General features: G+C 66.7%; 19 protein-coding genes. 1 reads left to right on the top strand and 18 read right to left on the bottom strand.

Annotation, left to right across the window (positions count from 1 at the left end):
- The first annotated feature begins 268 nt into the window (after positions 1-268).
- Positions 269-1267, top strand: coding sequence for an aldo/keto reductase (locus P3G67_RS13865; protein ID WP_276093748.1), 999 nt, complete (start codon positions 269-271; stop codon positions 1265-1267).
- Between the two features lie 461 nt (positions 1268-1728).
- On the opposite strand, the gene P3G67_RS13860 is transcribed toward P3G67_RS13865, so the two are convergent.
- The 18 genes from P3G67_RS13860 to P3G67_RS13775 form a co-directional block, all read right to left on the bottom strand.
- A complete protein-coding gene (locus P3G67_RS13860; RefSeq protein ID WP_276093870.1) occupies positions 1729-2625 on the bottom strand; it encodes a transglutaminase domain-containing protein in 897 nt (298 codons plus the stop codon).
- 11 nt (positions 2626-2636) lie between these two features.
- A complete protein-coding gene (locus P3G67_RS13855; RefSeq protein ID WP_276093747.1) occupies positions 2637-3368 on the bottom strand; it encodes a hypothetical protein in 732 nt (243 codons plus the stop codon).
- Entirely contained in the window at positions 3365-4390 is a 1026-nt protein-coding gene (locus tag P3G67_RS13850) for a hypothetical protein (RefSeq protein WP_276093746.1), read from the bottom strand. Before P3G67_RS13850 ends, P3G67_RS13855 begins: the two co-directional genes overlap by 4 nt.
- A gap of 41 nt (positions 4391-4431) precedes the next feature.
- Positions 4432-6273 carry an ATP-binding cassette domain-containing protein gene (locus P3G67_RS13845; RefSeq protein WP_276093745.1) on the bottom strand — a complete coding sequence of 614 codons (1842 nt, stop codon included), beginning with the start codon at positions 6271-6273 and terminating at the stop codon, positions 4432-4434.
- Positions 6270-8066 carry an ABC transporter ATP-binding protein gene (locus tag P3G67_RS13840; RefSeq protein WP_276093744.1) on the bottom strand — a complete coding sequence of 599 codons (1797 nt, stop codon included), beginning with the start codon at positions 8064-8066 and terminating at the stop codon, positions 6270-6272. Before P3G67_RS13840 ends, P3G67_RS13845 begins: the two co-directional genes overlap by 4 nt.
- Before the next feature lie 35 nt (positions 8067-8101).
- Positions 8102-9283: a hypothetical protein gene (locus tag P3G67_RS13835; protein WP_276093743.1), complete on the bottom strand. Its 1182-nt coding sequence runs from the start codon at positions 9281-9283 to the stop codon at positions 8102-8104.
- Positions 9280-10095, bottom strand: coding sequence for a class I SAM-dependent methyltransferase (locus P3G67_RS13830; protein WP_276093742.1), 816 nt, complete (start codon positions 10093-10095; stop codon positions 9280-9282). Before P3G67_RS13830 ends, P3G67_RS13835 begins: the two co-directional genes overlap by 4 nt.
- A 4-nt stretch (positions 10096-10099) precedes the next feature.
- On the bottom strand, positions 10100-10594 hold the full coding sequence (locus P3G67_RS13825) for an NUDIX hydrolase (RefSeq protein ID WP_276093741.1): 495 nt from the start codon (positions 10592-10594) through the stop codon (positions 10100-10102).
- A gap of 55 nt (positions 10595-10649) precedes the next feature.
- A complete protein-coding gene (locus P3G67_RS13820) occupies positions 10650-11603 on the bottom strand; it encodes a transketolase family protein (protein ID WP_276093740.1) in 954 nt (317 codons plus the stop codon).
- The gene (locus P3G67_RS13815) at positions 11600-12382 is read right to left on the bottom strand and encodes a transketolase (protein ID WP_276093739.1); all 783 of its coding nucleotides are present in this window, start codon (positions 12380-12382) and stop codon (positions 11600-11602) included. The genes P3G67_RS13820 and P3G67_RS13815 overlap by 4 nt, the downstream gene beginning before the upstream one ends.
- Entirely contained in the window at positions 12382-12945 is a 564-nt protein-coding gene (locus P3G67_RS13810) for an AAA family ATPase (RefSeq protein WP_276093738.1), read from the bottom strand. Before P3G67_RS13810 ends, P3G67_RS13815 begins: the two co-directional genes overlap by 1 nt.
- Positions 12942-13973: a hypothetical protein gene (locus P3G67_RS13805; protein WP_276093737.1), complete on the bottom strand. Its 1032-nt coding sequence runs from the start codon at positions 13971-13973 to the stop codon at positions 12942-12944. Before P3G67_RS13805 ends, P3G67_RS13810 begins: the two co-directional genes overlap by 4 nt.
- Complete coding sequence (locus P3G67_RS13800; protein WP_276093736.1) at positions 13970-15199, bottom strand: methionine adenosyltransferase; 1230 nt, start codon at positions 15197-15199, stop codon at positions 13970-13972. The genes P3G67_RS13805 and P3G67_RS13800 overlap by 4 nt, the downstream gene beginning before the upstream one ends.
- A 62-nt stretch (positions 15200-15261) precedes the next feature.
- Positions 15262-16257, bottom strand: coding sequence for a phosphotransferase enzyme family protein (locus P3G67_RS13795; RefSeq protein ID WP_276093735.1), 996 nt, complete (start codon positions 16255-16257; stop codon positions 15262-15264).
- Between the two features lie 31 nt (positions 16258-16288).
- On the bottom strand, positions 16289-17560 hold the full coding sequence (locus P3G67_RS13790) for a DegT/DnrJ/EryC1/StrS family aminotransferase (protein ID WP_276093734.1): 1272 nt from the start codon (positions 17558-17560) through the stop codon (positions 16289-16291).
- Positions 17561-17577: 17 nt separating this feature from the next.
- Positions 17578-18420, bottom strand: coding sequence for an HAD family hydrolase (locus P3G67_RS13785; RefSeq protein WP_276093733.1), 843 nt, complete (start codon positions 18418-18420; stop codon positions 17578-17580).
- Between the two features lie 12 nt (positions 18421-18432).
- A complete protein-coding gene (locus tag P3G67_RS13780; protein ID WP_276093732.1) occupies positions 18433-19533 on the bottom strand; it encodes an inositol-3-phosphate synthase in 1101 nt (366 codons plus the stop codon).
- Positions 19534-19611: 78 nt separating this feature from the next.
- Positions 19612-20457 carry a phytanoyl-CoA dioxygenase family protein gene (locus tag P3G67_RS13775; protein ID WP_276093731.1) on the bottom strand — a complete coding sequence of 282 codons (846 nt, stop codon included), beginning with the start codon at positions 20455-20457 and terminating at the stop codon, positions 19612-19614.
- Between the last annotated feature and the right edge of the window lie 7 nt (positions 20458-20464).

The following is a 20464-nucleotide window of genomic DNA, read 5'->3' as shown; positions in this document are numbered from 1 at the left end:
CCTTACGCCTCGCCTGCCAGCGCCATCAGCGTTCTGTTCGCCATGCTCGGCGACGGCACCTCCTAGACTAGAGTCTGTCTGATAGGTCAGTGACGAGTCAGACTGCCGATCGTTCGGCGCTGTGTGAGGCGGCGTGATCTGGCCGACTCTGAATGGGCCCAGTTGGAACGTACTTGCTGAAGAACTCCGGTCAGGGCGGACGTTGGAAGGGCCACCGGCAGGTGTGCTGATTTGCTTGGAGGAGGCTCCAGGCGTTGGCTGTGCTGTCATGGAGTACACGCAACTCGGACGCACCGGCCTTCAAGTCAGCCGGGTCGTCCTCTGCACAGGGAAATTCGGGCCGGCGATCAGCGAGGCCGACAGCTTTACCGTCATGGACGCCGCGCTCGGCGTGGGTATCAACGTCTTCGCCAACGTCTACGACTGGGGGGAGAACAAGGGCCAGACAGAAAAGATCATCGGGAACTGGTTCGCCCAGGGCGGAGGGCGGCGCGAGAAGGTCGTCCTGGCCACCAAGCTCTACGCCAGCATGGCCCCCGACAACGATCCCTCGCCCAACATGGGCCGACTCTCCGCGCTCAACATCCGCCGCTCCGTCGAGGCCGGCCTCGAGCGCCTGCGCACCGACTGCATCGACCTGTTGCAGTTACACCACGTGGACCGGAACACCCCATGGGAGGAGATCTGGCAGGCCATCGACGTCCTCGTCCAGCAGGGCAAGATCCTCTACGCCGGGTCGTCCAACCACGCAGGCTGGCACATTGCCCAGGCCAACGAGACAGCAGGGCGGCGCGGTTCGCTGGGGCTCGTCGTCGGGGAGTGCCTGTACAACCTCGCCGAGCGGCGCGCCGAGATGGAGGTCATCCCGGCCGCGCAGTCTTACGGGCTCGGCGTTTGGGCCCGGTCCCCGCTCCACGGCGGCCTGCTCGGCGGCGTGCTGCGCAGGCTGCACGAGGGTGGGGCCATGCCCACCGCCCGGGGCCGCGCGGCGAGCGCAGCGAAGGCGCTGGAGAACCCCGCCATACGCGACCGGGTCCAGGCATACGAGGACCTGGTCGACCAGTACGGCCTGGACCCCGGCGAGGTCGCCCTGGCCTGGCTGCTCACCCGACCCAGCATCACCGGCCCCGCCATCGGGCCCGGCAGCGTCGAATGCCTGGAGACCGCGGTACGCGCGGTGCAGCTGCAGCTGCCGCAGGAGTTGCTGACGGCGTTGGAGGAGGTCTTCCCCGGTCCCGGCCCCTCCCCGGAAGCCTTCGCCTGGTGAATTAGGCGCGGAGGCGGGTGCGGGCGGTACTCGTGGCGGGCACCGCCCGCACCCTGATCACTCCGCCGATCTCCCGGGCACGGTGCTGGTGCTCTTCAGCACTGCGGGCCGCCCCAGCGGCCGTCTCCGGGCCGGCACTTGGGGAACCAAGGCGAGTAACTTTGGAGTCCCCGAGCAAGGGGTGACCGAGTTCAAGGACCGCCAACAACCCACGCGGAGCCCCAACGACACAAGCACGTCTGAGTCACGTGACCTGTCGGACACTGCTTAGAAGCCTCATGGAGGTCTTGCGTTCTGGCCCCGCCGCGTGAGCGGTGGGGCCAGACTGTTTTGTCGTGGGGTCGCGGGTAACGTGATCAGCGGGTCTGCTCTGGTGCACTTCTTCCCAGGTGATTCGTCCGACTGGGAACAGTGAACGCGAATCCCTCGCTTGGCTCGCCGTGCGGTGCGGTGATCAGCGGCTACACAGAGTTTCGATACGCCAGCCTAGGTTCTATTTCCACGCCGTTATGAAGGGCGAGCGGTTGCCTATACTCGCCGAACCGGGCCAAAATGCCACCGAGCGAGTTGTGCCTGTTCCAGTGGGTCGGGGCACAGACGCCCCATTCGATCAGGGCGTCGATGAGGACTGGATCGAGTGGCACCCACTGCCCTGCGATCAGGAACTCTGCCCAGAAGTGGCCCGTCGAGAACGGCGGCGTGAGCGCCCGGCCGGACGACATCCTGGCCGGAATGCCACGGTCGAGCGCCTCCTCAACCATGAGCTTGGCCACCCCGCAGCAATCCCCAATACCAGAGACACGAATGAAGTCCGTATCCCACCGCAACGGTTCATGCAGCCGCACAAACCGGATGTCGGCGACCTCATCGACTAACCGGCGCAACGGCGCAGGCAGCGTCGGCCAGCGCTGGCTGAGCTGGAACGACAGTGAATGCAGCGGCTTCCTTGACTGCGGCTCGCAGGTCACCTTGATGCGTCGGCCATCGCGATCGAGGAGACTGTAGTGGCACGAACCGGCGTGCTCTGGCAGCGGGCACCCTGGAAGGTAGTCCATCCGGTAGTGGACGACCTCTCCGCAAGGCCTTTCCAGCGCACGTATCCACCAGCCGAGCACTTTCCGGTGTCGCGAGCCGATGTCCAGGTGCAGGGCAACGTTCAGCATATCGGCCAGGTCGTACAGCCAGCAGTCCGCGCCGGGCTGGGCAGGCAACCCATTCGCCCGTAACAGGTCGAGCAGCTCCTCTGGCACCTGGTAGTCGGCCAGAGCACCTTCCGGCGTAACGGTGAACTCCCGTTCGCTGTCCGGGATGCGAAGCAGCTTCTCCAGCAGCACCCCTGCGTCGGCACCCATCTGCATCTGGTCCACGGTCAGACGATCCCGTACGCGGCTAGCTCCTCGTGGATGCGCTCATACTGATCGATGGATAGCTGTCGCTTCGCCACCTCGCCGGCTGTCTGATCCTGCCGACCGACTCCGTACCAGATCTGCCCCGTAGAGGGGTCTGTGCGGCGCGACCGGGGTTTTTCGGCCGGGCCGCGCAGCAGTAGCGTGACGGTTTGCGGCGAGGTGGCCGTGCTGTGCACGGTGGTGTGCTGGATCGTATACGAGTCGCCGGCTCGCTCCGTGGTCCGGAACCTCTCGGCAACCTGCACACGCTCGTCCGGCCCCGACGTCTTGTTGCCGTCGGGCGCCCTGAGCACCTCGAAGAGAGTGTGGTCGTAACCGCCCCTGAGCACCAGGGTCGTGAAGGACCAGCGGTGGTCGTGCGCCGCGGCCACCTCGTCATCGAACCAGCGGTGCAGCCGTAGCCGGAAGCCCCGCTCCGGGGCATCGTGCAGGACGAGCTTGTCGAACAGTCGGTTGTGCTCGCACATGTCCCACAGGGTCGGGTCCTCACGCACGCGGTCGAACAGTGTCCGCATCCCCTCCCGGTCAGCCGCCAGACGGCGCAGGAACCGGGAGTTCTGCTCGTGTGCCTTGTGGAGATCGTTCCATTCCACGGAGTAGTGAGCGAGTTCGGTGAGCATGCCGGTGTCCCTTCTCATCTCGTTCTGCCGGGCAGAGTGCGTCTGGTCTCCTCGGTTGCGGTACGTGGTCATCGCTTCCTGCCGTCCAGGATTCGGGCCAGCCCGGCCGCGGTCACCCGCAGAGTGCTGAGGCTCTGCCGCACTTCGTAGCCCGGCAGCTTGGCGGCGATCAGATCGGCACGTTCCGCGAGCCCGACCGGGTCGGGGAGGGCGAAGTGCTCAGCCAAGAACGTGTCCTTGACCGGCGGGTGCAGCAGCTGCGCCCGAAGCCGCGCGCCCGTCTCGGCGGGAATCAACTTTGTGATCGACGATTCGTTGTCAGAAGCGAAGCTCGGGAACACCAGCCCGACCACGGTGGCCGAGGCCACCAATTCGGTGGCGAAGAGGCTGCTAATCTGCGACGGGAACAGCAGTCGAGCCCCGTTCCGGTAGGCGTCGAACGTGTCGTTCGCGGGGTGGCTGGCCTCGTCCGGCATCGCCCCCCCTAGGGCCGCCAGCGTGTCCTCCCGGATCGAGACCGACCTTGGCCAGCCCACTCCAACGCAGTCCTGCTCGCCGACGTGGAGGGACAGATCGTCGTTGCTCACGAAAGCAGCGCCGAGTGCGGCCGCCCCGAGGATCGTCGACGTCTTGCCGGACCGCTTGCCGCCGAGCACTGCCAGACCAAGGCCGGACCGAGCAAACATACCGCCGTGTACGAAGAGCGCAGACGGGTCGCTTTCCAGGGTGGCCAACCGCAAGAGCGAGCGGACGACCCGCACCGTGTGCACGGCAAGGTAGCGGGACTCGGACGCCGCCACGAGCCGGACCACCCGCGCACGCGCGTCGACTCCGATCCGGACCGCCGTGTCGTCATGGCCGCCGTAAGACACCAGCCCGTCGTCGTTCGCAGCCTCCTCGATCGAGGAGATCACCCGCCAAGGCGCTGCGCGGCCAGTGTCACTAGTGACTGCGACGAAGGGGTGAAGCAGGGACAGCACCGTCCCGTGCAGTTCCTTCGGCACTTCCATGTCCACCGAGACCCCAACGCCGGGCAGCTGTCCGGCCGCCGCTGTCGTTGTGCACCGCGTCACGGCCGTGGCCGGGCTCGTCATCCGAACCATCCCCTCTCTCCGAGTCTGGCTTGCCGCCGACCTCATGTGGCGGAGCGCTCCGCTTCAGCGCTCACCGCGTCGCTCCGCGGCACTGCTTCGTAGGCGCGCGCCTGGAGGGCGTACAACGTGCTGTAGCGACCGCCGAGCGCGAGCAGTTGTTCGTGCGTTCCCTGCTCGACTAGCCGCCCTCGCTCCAGCACTAGGACCAGATCCGCACTGGCGACCGTGGACAGCCGATGTGACACGACCAGCGTCACGGTGCCGTTGAGCGCCGCTTGCCGTCGTGCCTGGGCCATGTACCGCTCAAAGATGGCGTGCTCGCTCGGCGCGTCGAGTGCGGCGGTCGGCTCGTCGAGCATGAAGAGCAAGGGCCCGGTCCGCATGCACGCACGGGCCAGCGCGGTCTTTTGCCACTGCCCTTCTGACAGTTCCACGCCGCCGTACTGTGGACTGAGCCGGGTGGAGATGCCGTCGGGCAGTCGCTCCACCAGCCGTGTGGCATCGGCCGCGCGAATCGCCTCGTCCCTCCGTCGGCGATCCGCGATGTGCGCGACGTCCCCCAAACCCACCGCTTCGGCGAACGTGCTTTGTGGGTACCTTCCGAAATCCTGGTAGGCGGCGCTCGTACGGACACGCCAGGCCTCAGTCTCCACCGCCGCGAGGTCGACGCCGTCCAGTGTTATGGTCCCGGCCTGCGGGCGGTAGAACTTGCTCAACAGCTTCACCAGGGTCGTCTTCCCGGAGCCGTGCTCGCCCACCAGCGCGACCACCGCCCCGGCGGGCATGAAGACGTCAATGTCTTTCACCGCGGGCGACACCGTACCGGGATACGTGTAGCCGACCCCAGTCAGTCTGATGCCCTCGTGCAACGCGTCCGGCGCGGATTCGCTGCCGGTGCGCAGCCGGCGGTCGGCCGTCACGTAGGAACGCAGCCACAGGTAGGGCTCGATGAAGAGGCCAGCGCTCATCGTGGTAGTCCACTGGCCGACCATGGTCTGGACTGTCTGCTGCAAGGTGATGGCCAGTGTGACCACCATGACCACCTCGCCTGCGGTAGCCGCGCCGGTGGAGGCACGCCGCACGAGCAGGCCGAGGACGAGCACGAAGCCAGCCGCGAACACCGACCATCCCAGCGCGCGGAGACCGGCCGCCCGCACCCGCGCTCGGAACCGCCCGATCGTTGCCCGGTCCCAGGCTTCGGCCTGCCGATTCGCCACCGTGCCACCGACCCGGGCCACCTGGATATCCTTCGCCGGTCCTGCCTCGGTGGCGAGTTCGAACAGGTGGCGTTGGAGTCGGAAGGCGTCCGCGGTGTCCGTCTCGGTCCGGGTCTCGATCCGGCGGCCTGCCCAGTCACTCAGGAGTGGTGCGACGGCGAGCGCGAGCAACAGCAACAGCCAGGGCCCTACGGCTCCCAGTAGCAGCAGCGTTAGGACCACTTGCAGCATGGTGAAGACGCTCCGGACAGCGGTCCACATGCCGCCGACGAGCCGCCGCGCTCCGCCTTGCAGCAAAGAGATACGGTCCAGGTACTCCGGCCTCTCCAAGTGCTCGATGCCCTCCAACGCCGCGATATCGGACATCATCCGGGAATCGAGGACGACGCCGAGTTTCTCGACGATTAGGAAGAGTCCGACCAGCCCGTGCAACCGGTTCGCGACCAGAGCCGCCGCACAGGCGATCGCCGCGCCGCAGGCAGCGCCGATCGCCAAGGGTTCGCGATGGTCAATCAGGTAGTCCACGGCGAAGCGCAGCGACAGCGCAATCACCACGTTAGCCACGACGGAACCGGCCTCCAGGGCGAACACCAGGGCGGTCAGCCTCCGTTCTCGCTGCCAGGAGAGCTTCAACAGCTCCGCCCACAGTCGTAGGTAGCGCGTCATACCGGCTCCTCCTCGTCCAGCTGGTCGTTGAAACCCTGGTTAAAGCGCTCTGCCTGGGTTGTGAACAGGTCCGCGTACAGCCCTTCGGCGCTCATCAGCTGTGCATGCGTGCCGGATTCGACGATCCGGCCCCCGTCGAGCAGCACGATGCGATCCGCCAGTCGTACGGTGGACAACCGGTGCGAGATCAGCACCATCCCGGCACGGTCCTTGAGCGCGGCTAGACCGTGGAAGACCTCGAACTCCGCCCTGACGTCGAGGTGTGCGGTCGGCTCGTCCAGAACCAGCAGCCGCGCGCCCTGGCGAAGTGCGTACATCGCGCGTGTCAGCACGACCTTCTGCCACTGGCCGCCAGAGAGGTCGACCCCGCCGGGGCGGGTCCGGGCGAGCGGCGTGTGCCAGCCGTCGGGGAGCCCGGCGACGATGACGTCGAGTCCGGTGTCCCGCGCCGCAGCGTGCACCAGCGAGGAGGTGACGGGTACGCCGCCGTAACCTAGGGCGATGTTGTCGAACACCGGCAGGTGGTACTGGACGAAGTCCTGGAACACCACCGATATCCGCCTGCGCCAGCTGTCGATGTCGGTGTCGGCAAGGTGGATGCCGTCGACCGTGATCCGCCCCTCGGTCGGCTGGTACAGCCCGGTGAGAAGTTTGATGATCGTCGTCTTCCCGGCGCCGTTGAGTCCCACGATCGCCAGCAGCTCGCCGGGCCTGACCTCCAAGTCCAGCCCGTCCAACACCTTCTGCCCGTTCCCGGGGTAGGTGAACGACACTCCCTCGAATCGGACGAGCGGCGCCCGGCCGCCGTGCTTGTCGCCCGACTTGAGGAGCTCGTCGGTTCCCACATCGGCGCCGGGTAACTCGGCCATGAGACGGGCGAACGCCCGCACACCGGGGACTGCGCCCTCGATATCCAGGGCATCGGTAAATCCGAGTAGATTCAAAATCGACCAGCCACTACCGAGCACCGCGGCGGCCGAGGCGACGCCGCCGCCCGTGCCATCGGCCCGCCACACGACCAGTGCGAACGCGATGACCAAGGGAACCCCGACGACCGCCGCGATCTTCCACTGCTCCAGCACACTGCGCGTACCAGCCAGCCAGCGTGGCCGCAGCATGTCCAGAGCGTGGTGCCGAGACCGGTCTACTGCCCACGATCCGAAGCCGAATGTCCGGCTTTCCTTACCGTCGGTCCACTCGATGGCCGTACGCTTCCAGTGCTCTGCCTCGATCCCGGTCACCATCCCGTCTCGCTCCAGCTGGATGTGCTCCAGGAACTGCCGGCGCCAGATCGACCGGATCGCCACGGCCGGCACCAGCACAAACGGCGCCAGCCACCAGGCAAAGCTGGTGAGCACCACAGCGGACACCGCAACACCCGCCCAGCGGACGAGCAGATCGAGCTGTGCCGTCGCGCCCTCGCCCGGCGTGCGCTCGGCCCAGAACTCCGGATCGGCCCTGGCGACGCGGACCAGCTCCCGCGTCGCGGGCCGTTCAAGGACATCGGCGGTCGCACCGGCCGTCACGAGCCGGATCAGCTGCCTCCGTCTGGCCCCGTCGATGCGCTGCGTCACCAAGTAGGCCGCTGGCCCTAAGGCGGTCTGAGCCAGTCTGCCGAGCAAGATGAGTGCACCGAAGGCCAGCAGCGGCAGGGTTGTCTCTCCCCGGGCGGCCAGTCGCTCGACTAGGAACTTGACGGCCAGGGCGGTTGTGGCGGGCATTAGACCGGACACCAACTGGATTCCCAACAGGACGGCGACCGGTGCAACGCCGCCGTCACGCAGTGTGCGCATCAGCGTGATCCGGTCCCTGAGTATCGTGCCCCTGTTCATTGGCCGCCTACTGTCCCGCCGAGCCCGACGGCCAGGCCGGACCCACTGCGTCGGCTATGCCGGGACAGTAGTGTGGCGGCACCGTCGTCGCAGTGCAGAACGGGATCCCACACCACCTGCGCGACCGGCAGTTGGGCGACAATGGCGGCCGCCAGCGCCCGCGGGTCCGCCGTTGTGGCAGCGTCCGGTTGGGCGGCGAGCCAGCGACTCCGGTAGGCCGGGTCCGGCGACAGCAGGTGCTCGGCGAGGTGCCCCACCGCCTCGGCCGGGTCCACGTCGGTGACGCGCGGGGACACATCGGGAGAAGGCTGGAGCACGAGCAGCGACTCGATCGGTGTCGTCGGCGTGAACCCGCAGCCGAGCGCCGCGTAGACCTCGGCGTTGCTGAGTGACAGCTTGTCCGGCCCGCTCTGCGGAGTGCCGGGCTGCGACAGCGTGCTCCTGATCGGAATGTGGCCGTCCATGGCACTGGCGATACCCAACGCGCTTGCAGAGCCCGGACCCAAGCGGGTGGACATCGGGAGCCCCACGGCGAACCACTGCCCGCCGTGTGCCAGCAGCAGTGTCCGGTCGGTGCCGACCACGAGCCCTCCGCCCAAGGCCGCACGCAGCGCCGCGGAGGTCTTTCCTGCGCCGGAGGGGCCCGCGAGAAAAAGCCCGTGCTTGTCCGAGAGCTCGGCCGCGCCAGCATGGAACATCACCGCGCCACGGGCCAGCAGGTCCTCCCGCACAATCTCGCGGATCGTCCGGGTGACCAACAGCCCGAGGTCCTGCGACCGCGCAGCGAGAACCACCCAGGACAGGAAATCCCGGGTGAGCAGGGCGTGGTCGTACATAGTCGGTCGATCGGCCAGCAGAGCCGTTTCGCTCGCGGCCAGCTGGGCGAACCGATACGACTCCCCGGCGAACGCTTCCCGTACGGCTGCCGCCCGGTCAGCCAAGTGGGCCTTGACATCGGCCAGCAGCGCGGCGTCTGCCACTGCGAACAGATCCACCGTGTGCGGTGCGACCCCGCCGAGGGATCGTGGCTCGACCAGGTGATGTTGGTCGGCGACGTAGTGGCGCACCCATGCCGAGCTGGTGTGGACCCGTACCACGACGGTGCCCCAGCGCACCTCGACGGGGTCGTGGGTACCGGTGCCCACGGCCTGCGCGGCGGCCCGTTCGTAGCGACTCATCGCGGCGACTCCGTACCGTCCAAGACGCCACTGGGTGTCAATGAACAGATCAGCACTTGCACTTCCGAGGCGACGGTGAGCGGTTGCCGATCGAAGCCGCCGTACGACTCCACGACATGGAGGGCCGACCGCTCCAGCAGAGACACCAGCTCCTCGAAGGGGTACATCCGGCTCACTCTGGTCGCGCGTTCGACGCGGCCGTCGGCGACGAACTCGTAATCGAGTTCGTCGGTGAGCAGCCGGGTCGTGGGGTCGTAGCGGCGGCGTCCGCTCACAACGACTTCACCGGTACCCGCCGGATCGGGGTACCGGAACCGCGGTCGCCAGGAGCCGTCTGCCGTCGAGGTCTCCCGTTGCGGTGCCGCGAGGTCGAGGGCGAACGTGCCTCCGGCCTGCAGGTGCCGCCGCACGGAGTCAAAGCAGCGCTTGGCGTCGTCGTCGGAGAGCAGATGGCACACGCTGCTGCATGCGAGCAGCACGAGGTCGAACTGTCGGTCCAGGTCGAAGTCGCGCATATCACCGGTCAGGAACCGGGCGCGCTGAGGTGTGGTCACCTTCGCTCGGGCCCGGGCGAGCATCGACGGTGAGATGTCGAGCGCGACGACGTCCAGCCCGCGAACTGCCATGGGAACGCTCAACCGGCCTGTTCCAGCTGCGAGTTCCAGAACGTCCCGGCCGACAGATTCGGCAAAGGAGCACCAGAACTCGGTGTCCCAGGTGTAGCCGGCATAGCGTCGGTCGTAGTGGATCCCGTCGTAGTAGCGGTTGTCCACGTGCGCGAAGGCGGTCTCGTCCACGGCTTCGAGTCGCATCGGGCTAGCCCTCGATCCTGATCGGTTCGGATGGTGGGCCATCGGAGCACAGCCGCCGCACCAGCGGCACCAGGCCCGGCGGACGAAACGTCTCGGAGGAGTCGGCCAATCGGTCCAGCGCCCACCAGCCCATCTCCTTGATGACCGTTCGTTCGCTGACCGTCATGTGCTCCCGACTCGTCCTCTTCTCCCGGCTCTGGCATAGGAAGTAGCGCTCGCGGCTGAGCACCGGGCCGCGCTCGGGGAGGACGAGTTCCAGCTCGCGGAGCCAGACGCAGGCGCCCACCACCACGTCCACCATGCCTGTCTCCTCGTAAAGCTCTCTGACGAGCGACTGCTCAGGGGTCTCGCCGGATTTGGTCCCGCCACCAGGGGTCACCCAGTAACGCAGTAGGTCCGGATTCCTGGGGTCGACCGGCTCCTTGTCCTCGCACCTCAACAGCAGGATCTCGCCGTCGTCGTTGAATACGACGCCGCGGGCCGAGTCCCGAATCCGCATACCAGCTCCCCACTCGCGAATGACCTGGGCTTGCTATCGACCGAGACGGCCTAGTTCATGTCATGTGCTTCTTGAGCCAGCTGCGGATCTCGTCGAGGTCCGAGAAGCCGACCTCCCGCCGCTGGTAGAAGACATCGCCCTGACGCGTTGTGTACCGGTCCGGAATGCCGATCCGCCGGAACGGGACACCGTGGCCGGACTCGGCGATGGCCTCTGCGGCCGCGCTACCCAGACCGCCAATGATGTTGTGATCCTCGTAGGTGAGGATTGGCAGTCCCTGCGCGGCCATCTCCTGCACTGCGCTGTAGTCGAAGGGTTTGATGGTGTGCATGCTGACCAGACGCATCCGAAGCCCCTCCTCCCGCAGCTTCTGGACCAACTCCCACGCCTCTGGCAGCAGGTGACCGGTGGCGAGCAGGACTGCCTGATCGCCCTCGCATACGACGCTGGCGCGCCCGAGCACGATGTCCCGGCCGGATTCGTGCAAGGCGGGCATCTCCTCGCGCTCGACTCCTAGTCGCATGAATACCGGACCGTCCACCGTGTGGCACTGCTGCAACAGGCTGGCCATCTCATGACGATCGCCGGGGCAGACGATGGTCATGTTCGGCATCGAACGCAGCGCACCTATGTCCTCGACGGTGATGCCGGCCATACCCATAGGGCCGCGGGTGTAGCCGGAGCTGGTCCCAATCAGCCGGATTTTCGCGTTTCGATATGCTGCGTCCCACCTGATCTGGTCATAGGGCCGGAAGACCAGGAACGTGCAGGTGTTCCAGAGGTAGACGGTCTTGCCGGTCAGGGCCATGCCGCCGGCGATGGACATCGCGTTCTGCTCGGCGATCCCGGCATTGAGGTAGAACTGCGGGTAGTCGTCGACGAAGGAGTCCGCGCCAGGCAGGGTGCCGTCTGCCTTGATGAAATAGACGTCACCGGACTCCTCCGCGCAGGTGCGCAGGAAGCTGCCGATGAGCGCACCGGCCGAATGGGGCGGCACGGGGTTGTTCATCGCAGCTCCCGCATCGCAGTCACCAACTCGGAGAAGGTCAACGCCCGGTAGTGCCAGCCGACCTCATGCTCCATCATGGACAGGCCCTTGCCCTTGACCGTGTGGGCGATGACGGCCTTGGGACCGCTCTGGGGCGCGCGCAGCGCCTCCTCCAGCGCGTCAATGTCGTGGCCTTCAACGTCGTGCGCCTCCCACCCGAACGCCGAGAAGCGCTCGGCGTAGTTCCTCGCGTCCATGACGTCGGCGATGGTGGAGGAGCCCTGAAGTCCGTTGTTGTCCACGATCACCGTCAGGTTGTCGAGTCCAAGGCCGGGGGCCAGCATCACTGCCTCCCAGATCGATCCTTCCTGGCACTCGCCGTCGCCGATCAGTACGTAGGTGTGGAACGGCATCTCCTCGCGCTTGGCCACCAGCGCCATGCCGAGGCCCACGGACGGTCCCCGCCCGATCGACCCGGAGGACATCTCCAGACCGGCGGCGCTATTCGAGTCCGCGATAGACGGGAACGGGCTTCCTTCGAGGTTGTACTCCTGCAGCGCGGCAGCGTCGAAGAACCCCCGTGCGGCCATTACCGTGTACGCGGCTGCCGCACAGTGCCCCTTGCTCAGCAGAAAGCGGTCACGATCGGGTGCATCCGGTTCTGTCGGATCAATGTTCATCACGCGGAAGAAAAGCGTATAGATGATCTCGATCGTAGACAGGTTCGGTGCGATGTGAAATCCATTGGACTTGGCAATCATACGGACCATGTCCTGGCGGATCTTCGCTGGCGCAAGCATCAGCCGGTCTTACCCCCTCCTGATGTGGACGTACCGGGCTTTAGAGTCGATAACAGGTGTGCCAGCTCCGAACGCGACCGTATATGCAGGCAGGGAACCTGTCGCCGGGCCAGGAAGGCAGCAAGTTCCGCATTCCTCTCCCGCACCCTGGAGTGCTCGCGAAGCGCCCAAGCCAGCAACTGGAGCGCCCCGGAGAGCCGTTCGCGGTTGGCATTCCACAGCTCCTCGTGGGAGGCCAGTCGACGGATGGTGCGTTTGGCCAGGCGACGGAAGGCGACCGTGGCGCCCGGATCGAGCCAGATCACCAGGTCCGCGCGCTCGCGCAGGATGGGATGCGCCAGGTCGTACTGGCCGTCGATGATCCAGCGCTCCGCCGCGGCCGCCTGGGTCACCGCGCTGCAGAACTGCGTCTCCGGAGCCCTTCGCCACTGAGGCAGCCAGAAGAGGCGGTCCAGCTCGGTGTGCGGCAGGCCGAGCCGTTCGGACAACTCCCCGCAGAGGGTGGACTTGCCAGCGCCCGACGGCCCGACGAGCCAGATTCTGCGTCCCCGCAGGCTGGTCATCGGGACGCCGCTCCACGCAGCCGCTGCGTGACACTCAGCGCCTCGTCCCAGTTCAGGTCCTCCGTCACCTCGAAGAGTGGAGCGCGCAGCCCGTCGACATCCACGTCTGGGTCGTCCGCGAGCTCGGCGACCGCCCCGGCGGGATAACCCTCGGCCAGCAGGACCGCTCCGAAGGCAGTCTGCCCGACGGGGACCTCGGCATCGGGCGCGGAGAAGTAGCGCCGCACCCCCACCATTCCCTCCACCGGACCGGGGGACATGTGCACGCCGTTGCGGCGGGTGCAAATCGACGAGAGACCGAGATCGCGCTGCTCATCCAGCAGGATGCGCTTGAGCGATCCCGGCACGGCATCGCGTGGGTCGGTCGCACCAATTGCCTCCCGGCGGACGTCGGCGAAGCGGTGCGACGACGTGCCCTCCAGCACCACCACTGCCTTGCCAGGCGCGGTGAAATGTTCGCACTGCAATGGATGGAATGGATTGAGCACCACGAAGCGCTCCCCGTCGAGGAATGCCTCGATGCCGTAGATGCCAGAACCGAGCTTCTCGACCATGAGGTTACGGGTCAGTAGGTCCAGCGCGAACGGTGAGAGCTCGGGGTTAGCCCTGAGGAACTGATGGCCACCCAGCACACGCTCGGGTGCTGTCTCGGCGAGGGGGAACGCCACCACAAGCCGCCTCCGCGCCGCTGGCGGCACCGCAGCCAGGCCCTGCTGCGACACACGGAACAGCGTCCCGTACTGCTGTTCCATGATCCCCCAGCGTGCCAGGAAGCTCGACGACAGCACACGGACCGCACCGATTCGCACGTGATGTGCCGCCAGCACGCCCAGGGAGCGGGAGATTGCCGCTGTGGCCGGTCGGCCGCTCCGTTCGATGAGCTCCGGTTTCAGGATCACGATGAACTGATTCTGGTGTGTCCGCATAGGGGCCTGGTAGCGGCGGACCCAGAAGTCCGCCGGCTCCGCAACCTCCTCGATGCACGCCGCCACGGCGTCGCGGATCTGATTCGTCAACACGGCGGTCACCACATCGTGATTCCGGTGAAGACCAGCTCGCGGGTCACGTCTCCCATAGACCGCAAGCTGTCCCGGACGATCCGTGTGACCGCCTGTTCGTCGCCGTCCGCTCGCTGCCAGTTGCGGAGCCGTACCACCACCTCGTCGGGTTGGTCGAGGGGGGCTTCCTTCGAGGTGAAGATGTGGGTTTCGACCGGTACGCCGATCGCCTGGTGGATCTGGGCGGCAAGCCGGTGGGCGAGGATGCCATAGAGCTTGCCCGTATGGTCGAGCGGGTTCTTGCCTGCGGGCGCCTCGATGCTCATCGAGCGCATCGGCGTGATCAGGCCGTTGAGCCGGTTACCGCGGCCGACCACTCCGACGTCGCCTGTGTCCGCGACCGACCCAAGCGCCGTCAGGTATGGCCGCCCATTGCGATCGGTCGGGTTGACCAGCAAGTCCACCGGGCATTCGACCACGGACTCGGCGAACTCGCGTATACGAGCCGAGCACTCGGCCTTGCGGGCGAAGTAGTGGTCGAGCGACTCGATCCGGGCCCCGAGGAACGGCATGTTGACGATCAACCGGAACCGGCCGTCTCGGCGGCTACCGAAGACCTTGACGTCCCAACCAGTATCGGGGTTCGTCGCTTTGAAGTCGCTGCCGTTAACTAGTTGCTCGACGTCCAGCACGACACGCTCCAGACGGCTGAACGGCGCGTAGCCGTGCAGCAGATTACAGTCGTTGGAAACCAGGCGGGGGTCTCCGATCTGGACTAGGTCGTCGAGCGTCTGAGGCCGGTACCGCGAGCGGCCGCGGCCCGCCCCTTGGTGGTCGACGATCTCGCACTGCAGCTTCAAGTGCTTCTCCGCTATGAAACCGGTGGTCACTGCAGCGAGCGTGTCGGCCGTCGCCTGGTACAGGATGTCCGGCAGGGGAATTGGGGTGCCGCCGAAGGCGTACGCGCCCTTGCCGGAAAACAGCACGGTGTAGGGCCTGGTCAGCTCGCCCCTGCCGTAGTCGATGTCCGCTTCTCCGCCGTAGATCATCACCTTGTCAAACCAGTGGTGAGCCACCCGGCCGAACTGCTCCATGCAATACCGGGCGTAGTAGCTCGAAGCTCGCTCGGCGATGGCGTCGCACATCGTGTCTGGGTGGCCCTCACCCTTGCGCTCCACCAGTTCGTAGGGCAGCGCCTCTATCCCCGCGCTGCGGTCCTGGTGGATGCTCAGGTAGTCAAGGGCTGTGTTGGTCACGGAAGTTCCTTTCTCAGCAGGGCACGGAGCAGCGAGACAGGGGGAGGATGGGACAGGGGCCATCACCTAACGGCCAGGATCGGCGTCAGCAGGGGGCGGACCCGCGCCGCGCTCGACGAACTCCAGCCCAGATACCAGTCCAGCATCAGCCGGTCGTGCTCTGCCAATGCCCGCAGATAGCTGCAGGAAGGCAGGAAGTACAGCTCAAGGAATGGAATCACTGCGGCGATCTCCGCCGGTATCATCGCCGCCGACTTGGTGGCGCCCTCGATGAACCTCGGGACCAGATCCTGGTAGACCTCGATCGCACCGCGCGCTCGGCGGGCGAAGAACAGGCTGCCGCGCGCCACGTCGGACACCCGCGGCCTAATCTGCACTGCGTCCCAGTCGACCACGCAGGCCACGCCGCCGCCATCGAAGAGGACGTTCGAGCTGACGAACTCGCCATGAGTGATCCGCCGCGGGAGCGCGAAGTACTCCTCAGCGGACAGGTCCTCCCGGGCGTCCGCCCACACCGCCTGATAGGTGCGGCAGATCTCCGGTGCAGCATGGGGGGCGACCTCGCCAACCGTCCGGACCAGCTCCGCCATGTCCGCGTCTTCAGCCCACAACCAGGGCTCGACGTCCTGGACCGGGCTGGCCGGAGGGTCCTCCGCCGTCCGAGGCGATAACTCATGCAAGGCATCGAGGCAGCTCGCGGCTGCGTCGGCATCTGCCTCACTACCCGGCTGGAAGGGGCGGCTCTCCACGAAGCGGGACACCTGCCATTGCTGCCCCTCCGCGATCGCCGTGCCACGGCCGTCCACGGATCTCATTAACGGCTCTACCGGAAAACCGTGGCTGTGCAGCGCATCGATGGCCCCGGCCTGGTAGTCCAGCCATTCGGGCGTGCCGGGACGGCCGAGGCGCTTGACCACAACGTCACCGATCGCTGTCCGGGCGCGGAAGGTGCCGTTTACGCTCTCCCGGTCGAGCCGCGCGACGGACGCGGCCACCAGCCCGTAATGGTGTGCCAGAACCCCGGGCACGAGCGGATCGTCGGTCAGCACCCAGCGCATGCCTGCACCCTCTCCTGTATCCGGTGGCGCATCAGGCCAACCCCTCGCGACGGGCCCACCGCACTAGCGCACCAGCGTTCCTGCCGACTTTCTTCAGCGCCGCCACGAACAACTCCTGGGCCGAGTACTCGTCCTGCGGGTAGGCGGGGAAACGGAGCACCCGCGATACGTAGGCCTCGCTCCTAGGTAACTCTCCGTCGCGGTACACGCGGTACTCCACGCCCTGAAATCCGAAGTGGCCGTACGTGCCGAGGCCGGTGTCTCTCCGCTGGAACGCGGGCATCCGATGTAGCGGCGGGGTCTTCGCCCGCGCCACCGGCACGCCCTCGGCGGCGGCCGCGCGCACGAACAGCTCGATCGGCAGTCCGTCGAGCTCCTCCGGGTGGTAAAGCGGCTGGTAGCCGTAGGGCGAGGGGCGATCCACGTGCGCCTCGCGTACCGGTGGCTGAACCCCGTCGATGCCGGCGAGCAGTGCGTCGAGCTGCTCGGCGTTTCGGCATCGCTGGGCGATCACCTCATCGAGCCGCCCCAGGCTCGCCACCGCGAGTGCTGCCCCCACCGGGTGGATGCGATTGTTGAACCCGAATCCGGTCGGCACGAAGGGCAGGTACTCCACGCTGCGCACGTCGCTGCGCGACCGGTCCAGGAAGTGTCCAAGGAGCACGGCTCGCTCGTGGACGCGCGCGTCGTTGGTGACCAGGATTCCCCCAGTGCCCGCAGTGACATGCTTGTTGGACTGAAGGCTGAAGGCTGCGGCATCGCCGAACGTGCCCACCTGCTGCCCGTTGGAGACTGCGCCGTGGGCGAGCGAGCAGTCCTCCACCAGTTTGAGATCGTGCTTGCGGGCGACGCGCACGACCGCGGCCATGTCAACCGGGAAGCCGTTCATATGAGTCACAACGATCGCCCTGGTGCGCGGAGTGATGTGCGCTTCGAGCAGCGACGGGTCGAGGTTGCCCGTCCACTCGTCGGCGTCGATGAGCACCGGGACCGCATTCACAGCGAACAGCGGCGTTACCGTGGACATGAAGGTGTAGGTGGGTGCGAGGACCTCGTCACCGGGCCTCAGCTCGATGCCGAAGTATGCCGAGTGCAGGGCATTGGTCCCGCTGTTCACGGCGAGTGCGTGCGATACCCCGAGGTAGTCACAAAAGCGCTCCTCCAGGTCGCGGACCTGGCCCTCCTGGCCGACGTAGGCAATCTCCGCACGGCCGAGCATCTCGGTCACGAGCTTGATATCCTGCTCGGTCACGATCGGCCAGCGGTACTCTGGAGGGGCGGCGAGCACCGGGTCTCCGCCCATCAGCGCTAAGGTGTCCGTCATACCGCATCTCCGTCGCAGCGCAGGGCAAGTCGGCCCGGTTCCAGTACAGCCAGGAAGTCGGCGAGTGGTCCGTCGAGCAGGATGGAAGCACTCGCTGCCGCTGCCGGTGCGCAGTCCGCCACGGCCACTCCGACCGCGCAACGGGAAAGCAGCAGCGCGTCGTTGTCGCCATCGCCGAAAGCGATCACCCCGGACAGGTCCTGCGCGTTAAAGCGCCGCGCCAGATGGGCAGTCAAGCCCTTCAGCTTGCCGCCGTGTAGCGGGCGCAGTACGGCGGCTCCGAAACGGCGGATCGGGGCGACCTCGACGCCGAAGCCGTCCGAGGTACTAGCGAGTTCCGCACCCGCCCCGACCACCACGATTCGAGTTGGCTGACAGTCCGTCAAGAGCGGTAAGGACAATTCGATGCTGGATCGCGGGAGTTCATAGGCCATGCCGAAGGCGAGTGCGGCACGCCTGCCCGTGGCATAGTGCTTGCCCTGCCATTCCAGGACGAAGTCCTCGTACCCCTGTGCCATCAGCCTGGGTGCGGTGTCGGCGGGCATGACCACTCGACAGTCGAGGGCACCGGAGCGCCGGTCGAGGATCACGTCGCCGTCATCGAGCAGCACGTGATCGTCCCAGAGCGCGAGGAAGTGGTCGGAGAAAGCCAACTGGCGGAAGCTTTCGTACGACCGTCCGCTTACGACGATCGGCACGATGCCGCGTTCCCGCAGCCGGCGCACGCCGTCGGCGACGCCCTTCAGCAGTCTCCCCGTCTGGTCGAGGAGTGTCCCGTCCAGGTCGAAGGCTGCATAGCGCAGCGCCGTCCCAGGTACGTCTGTCCAACACGGTGACAAGGGCCGGCCGCCTCAGTCTCGAGCCGCTGCGGTGCGGACGAAGTCGGTGAACATCCGGAGACCGGTCGACTCCGTCGCTCCGGTCCGTGGGTTCTTGAACAGGAAGGGGCACACCGCGTCAACCACACCGGCCATCGACAAGTCCCGAGCTACCTTGGCGACACGGACCGCGTTGGCGAGCACCCCGGCCGCGTTGGGGCTGTCCTCCACCTGCAGCCGGACGTCCATCACCAGCGGTGAACCGAGCACCGAGGTCGCCTCGAGGCGCAGGAAGCACGTTTTGGTGTCGCCTAGGTACTCGACGTAGCCGTTGGGGCCGGCCGAGACATGGCTTGCGTCGATCCCAGCGGCCTGGAGGGCGCTACGCTTCGTGCGCACCTTGCCCGCGGCCCGTCGGGCATCGGACAGGTTCAGAAAGTCGGTGTTTCCACCGATGTTGATCTGGTAGGTGTTGGTGATGGTAAGGCTGCGCGTCCTGAGCAGTTCGATGAGGGCGGTGTGGAGGGTCGTGGCACCAAGGTGGCTGCGCAGGTCGTCACCGAGCAGCGCCGCACCGTTCTCCTCGAACAGTCGCACCAGCTCGGGATCGTTTGCGACCGGTTCGGGCGTGGCGTTCACGAACCCGACCCCGGCCAGCGCGGCCGCTCCCGCATAGGCCTGCACCGCGGCGGTGGAGCCGGCGGGCAGCAGGCAGACCAGCACGTCCGCCGCCACCTCGACCAACTGCGCGCTGACCTGCTCGATGGTGACGCCAGCGCAGTCCGGGTGCGGCTGGATGAGGCCGGAAAGATGGCCATCGAGACCGTCGAGAAGCAGCCCGCACTGAACGGCCAGCGCCATCGGCGCGACGTCGACGTGTGCCACGGCGACGGTCGGAGAGATGGAGATCGCCTTGCTGAGGTCTGCGCCAACCTTGTTGCTGTCCACATCGAAGGCGGCAACGAACTCAAGGTCGGAGAGCCTGTAGCCGCCGATCTCAGCGTGCATGATTCCGGGCAATGCGCCCGCCCGCTCGCTGGCCAGTTCGACGGCCTGCACCAGGCTGGATGAGACCGAGCCGACGCCTGCCAAAGCTACCCGGACCTGGGCGCCGGTGGCGCCATGGTTGTTCATCAAAATTCCCCTTCCAGGACGACAGGGCAGGTCAGCAGAAGTCGTTCGGCTAGGACTGACACTTCCGATGATGGCCTGTCAGCTTGTTGCACGATGCTTCTTGATCTCCCGGGCTGCCCGCGTCCGGCGCAGTGACTCCGCCAGTGACAGCGGATGCGCGTCGTCCCACGCGATCGAGTTGCGCATGAGGTCCTGCACAGCCGGGGACAGCATGTCCAGGTAGCCGTCTGCGCGCATGAACCGCCAGGAGGTGTGGCCACCGGTGGGTTCGTCGAACGGCTGCAGTGACAGGTGCAGGGTCTGCCGAAGCGTGCCGACTTCGCAGGAGCCCCGGTGCAGCGTGTGCGCGTTCATGAAGAGCACGTCACCGGGCTCGCACCGGGCTACGACCTCACCGGGCAGTGCGTCCGTGCCCCTTGCAGCCTGCTGCTGGGCCTCCTGAGCGGTCAAGGGCCTGCGGTGTGATCCGGGGATCACTCGGAAGCATGCGTCGGCGAGCAGGCAGACGTTGAACTGAACGTGCGTGCTCTCGCCGTTCGGCTGGAAGAAGTCGTAGTCCCCGAAATCGCGGTGCCAGTTCAGCTCGTACCTCACCGAACGAGGCGCCCACAGCGCATGACCGCCCCAGAACCGAAGGCGCTCGCCGAGCAGGGCGCGCGCGAGGTCCATTACGTCGGGCCGCTCGAAGACCCTGCTGAACTCGCCCTCATAAAGTTCCGGTGAGAACACGTGGTTGACGCCCCAGGTGTCCACCGTGGTGCCATCGTCGGTCGTGAACCGCGTCTCGTAAGCGTGAGGCCGGTCATCCACCTTCTGCCGGACTCTCGCCAGCGCGGCGCGCAGCGGGGCCAGTTCCTCCTCGGAGAAGATGCCGCGCACGATGACGTATCCGTCGTCGATAAAGCGTCGAATTTCGCTTTCCATAGCACCT

It is taken from the genome of Streptomyces silvisoli (assembly GCF_029269905.1).
Taxonomy (GTDB): Bacteria; Actinomycetota; Actinomycetes; order Streptomycetales; family Streptomycetaceae; genus Streptantibioticus_A; species Streptantibioticus_A silvisoli_A.
The sequence above is the reverse complement of the archived record's forward strand: the minus strand, read 5'-3'. Positions and strand labels throughout refer to the sequence as shown.

Excerpts from the sequence above, each read along its gene's own strand:
- P3G67_RS13795 (WP_276093735.1), bottom strand. The coding sequence starts at position 16,257 with ATGCGCTGGGTGCTGACCGACGATCCGCTCGTGCCCGGGGTTCTGGCA.
- P3G67_RS13775 (WP_276093731.1), bottom strand. The coding sequence starts at position 20,457 with ATGGAAAGCGAAATTCGACGCTTTATCGACGACGGATACGTCATCGTG.
- P3G67_RS13825 (WP_276093741.1), bottom strand. The coding sequence starts at position 10,594 with ATGCGGATTCGGGACTCGGCCCGCGGCGTCGTATTCAACGACGACGGC.
- P3G67_RS13820 (WP_276093740.1), bottom strand. The coding sequence starts at position 11,603 with ATGAACAACCCCGTGCCGCCCCATTCGGCCGGTGCGCTCATCGGCAGC.
- P3G67_RS13790 (WP_276093734.1), bottom strand. The coding sequence starts at position 17,560 with ATGGGCGGAGACCCGGTGCTCGCCGCCCCTCCAGAGTACCGCTGGCCG.
- P3G67_RS13835 (WP_276093743.1), bottom strand. The coding sequence starts at position 9,283 with ATGAGTCGCTACGAACGGGCCGCCGCGCAGGCCGTGGGCACCGGTACC.
- P3G67_RS13815 (WP_276093739.1), bottom strand. The coding sequence starts at position 12,382 with ATGCTTGCGCCAGCGAAGATCCGCCAGGACATGGTCCGTATGATTGCC.
- P3G67_RS13865 (WP_276093748.1), top strand. The coding sequence starts at position 269 with ATGGAGTACACGCAACTCGGACGCACCGGCCTTCAAGTCAGCCGGGTC.
- P3G67_RS13860 (WP_276093870.1), bottom strand. The coding sequence starts at position 2,625 with ATGCAGATGGGTGCCGACGCAGGGGTGCTGCTGGAGAAGCTGCTTCGC.
- P3G67_RS13810 (WP_276093738.1), bottom strand. The coding sequence starts at position 12,945 with ATGACCAGCCTGCGGGGACGCAGAATCTGGCTCGTCGGGCCGTCGGGC.
- P3G67_RS13850 (WP_276093746.1), bottom strand. The coding sequence starts at position 4,390 with ATGACGAGCCCGGCCACGGCCGTGACGCGGTGCACAACGACAGCGGCG.
- P3G67_RS13845 (WP_276093745.1), bottom strand. The coding sequence starts at position 6,273 with ATGACGCGCTACCTACGACTGTGGGCGGAGCTGTTGAAGCTCTCCTGG.
- P3G67_RS13780 (WP_276093732.1), bottom strand. The coding sequence starts at position 19,533 with ATGAACAACCATGGCGCCACCGGCGCCCAGGTCCGGGTAGCTTTGGCA.
- P3G67_RS13840 (WP_276093744.1), bottom strand. The coding sequence starts at position 8,066 with ATGCGCACACTGCGTGACGGCGGCGTTGCACCGGTCGCCGTCCTGTTG.
- P3G67_RS13830 (WP_276093742.1), bottom strand. The coding sequence starts at position 10,095 with ATGCGACTCGAAGCCGTGGACGAGACCGCCTTCGCGCACGTGGACAAC.
- P3G67_RS13855 (WP_276093747.1), bottom strand. The coding sequence starts at position 3,368 with ATGACCACGTACCGCAACCGAGGAGACCAGACGCACTCTGCCCGGCAG.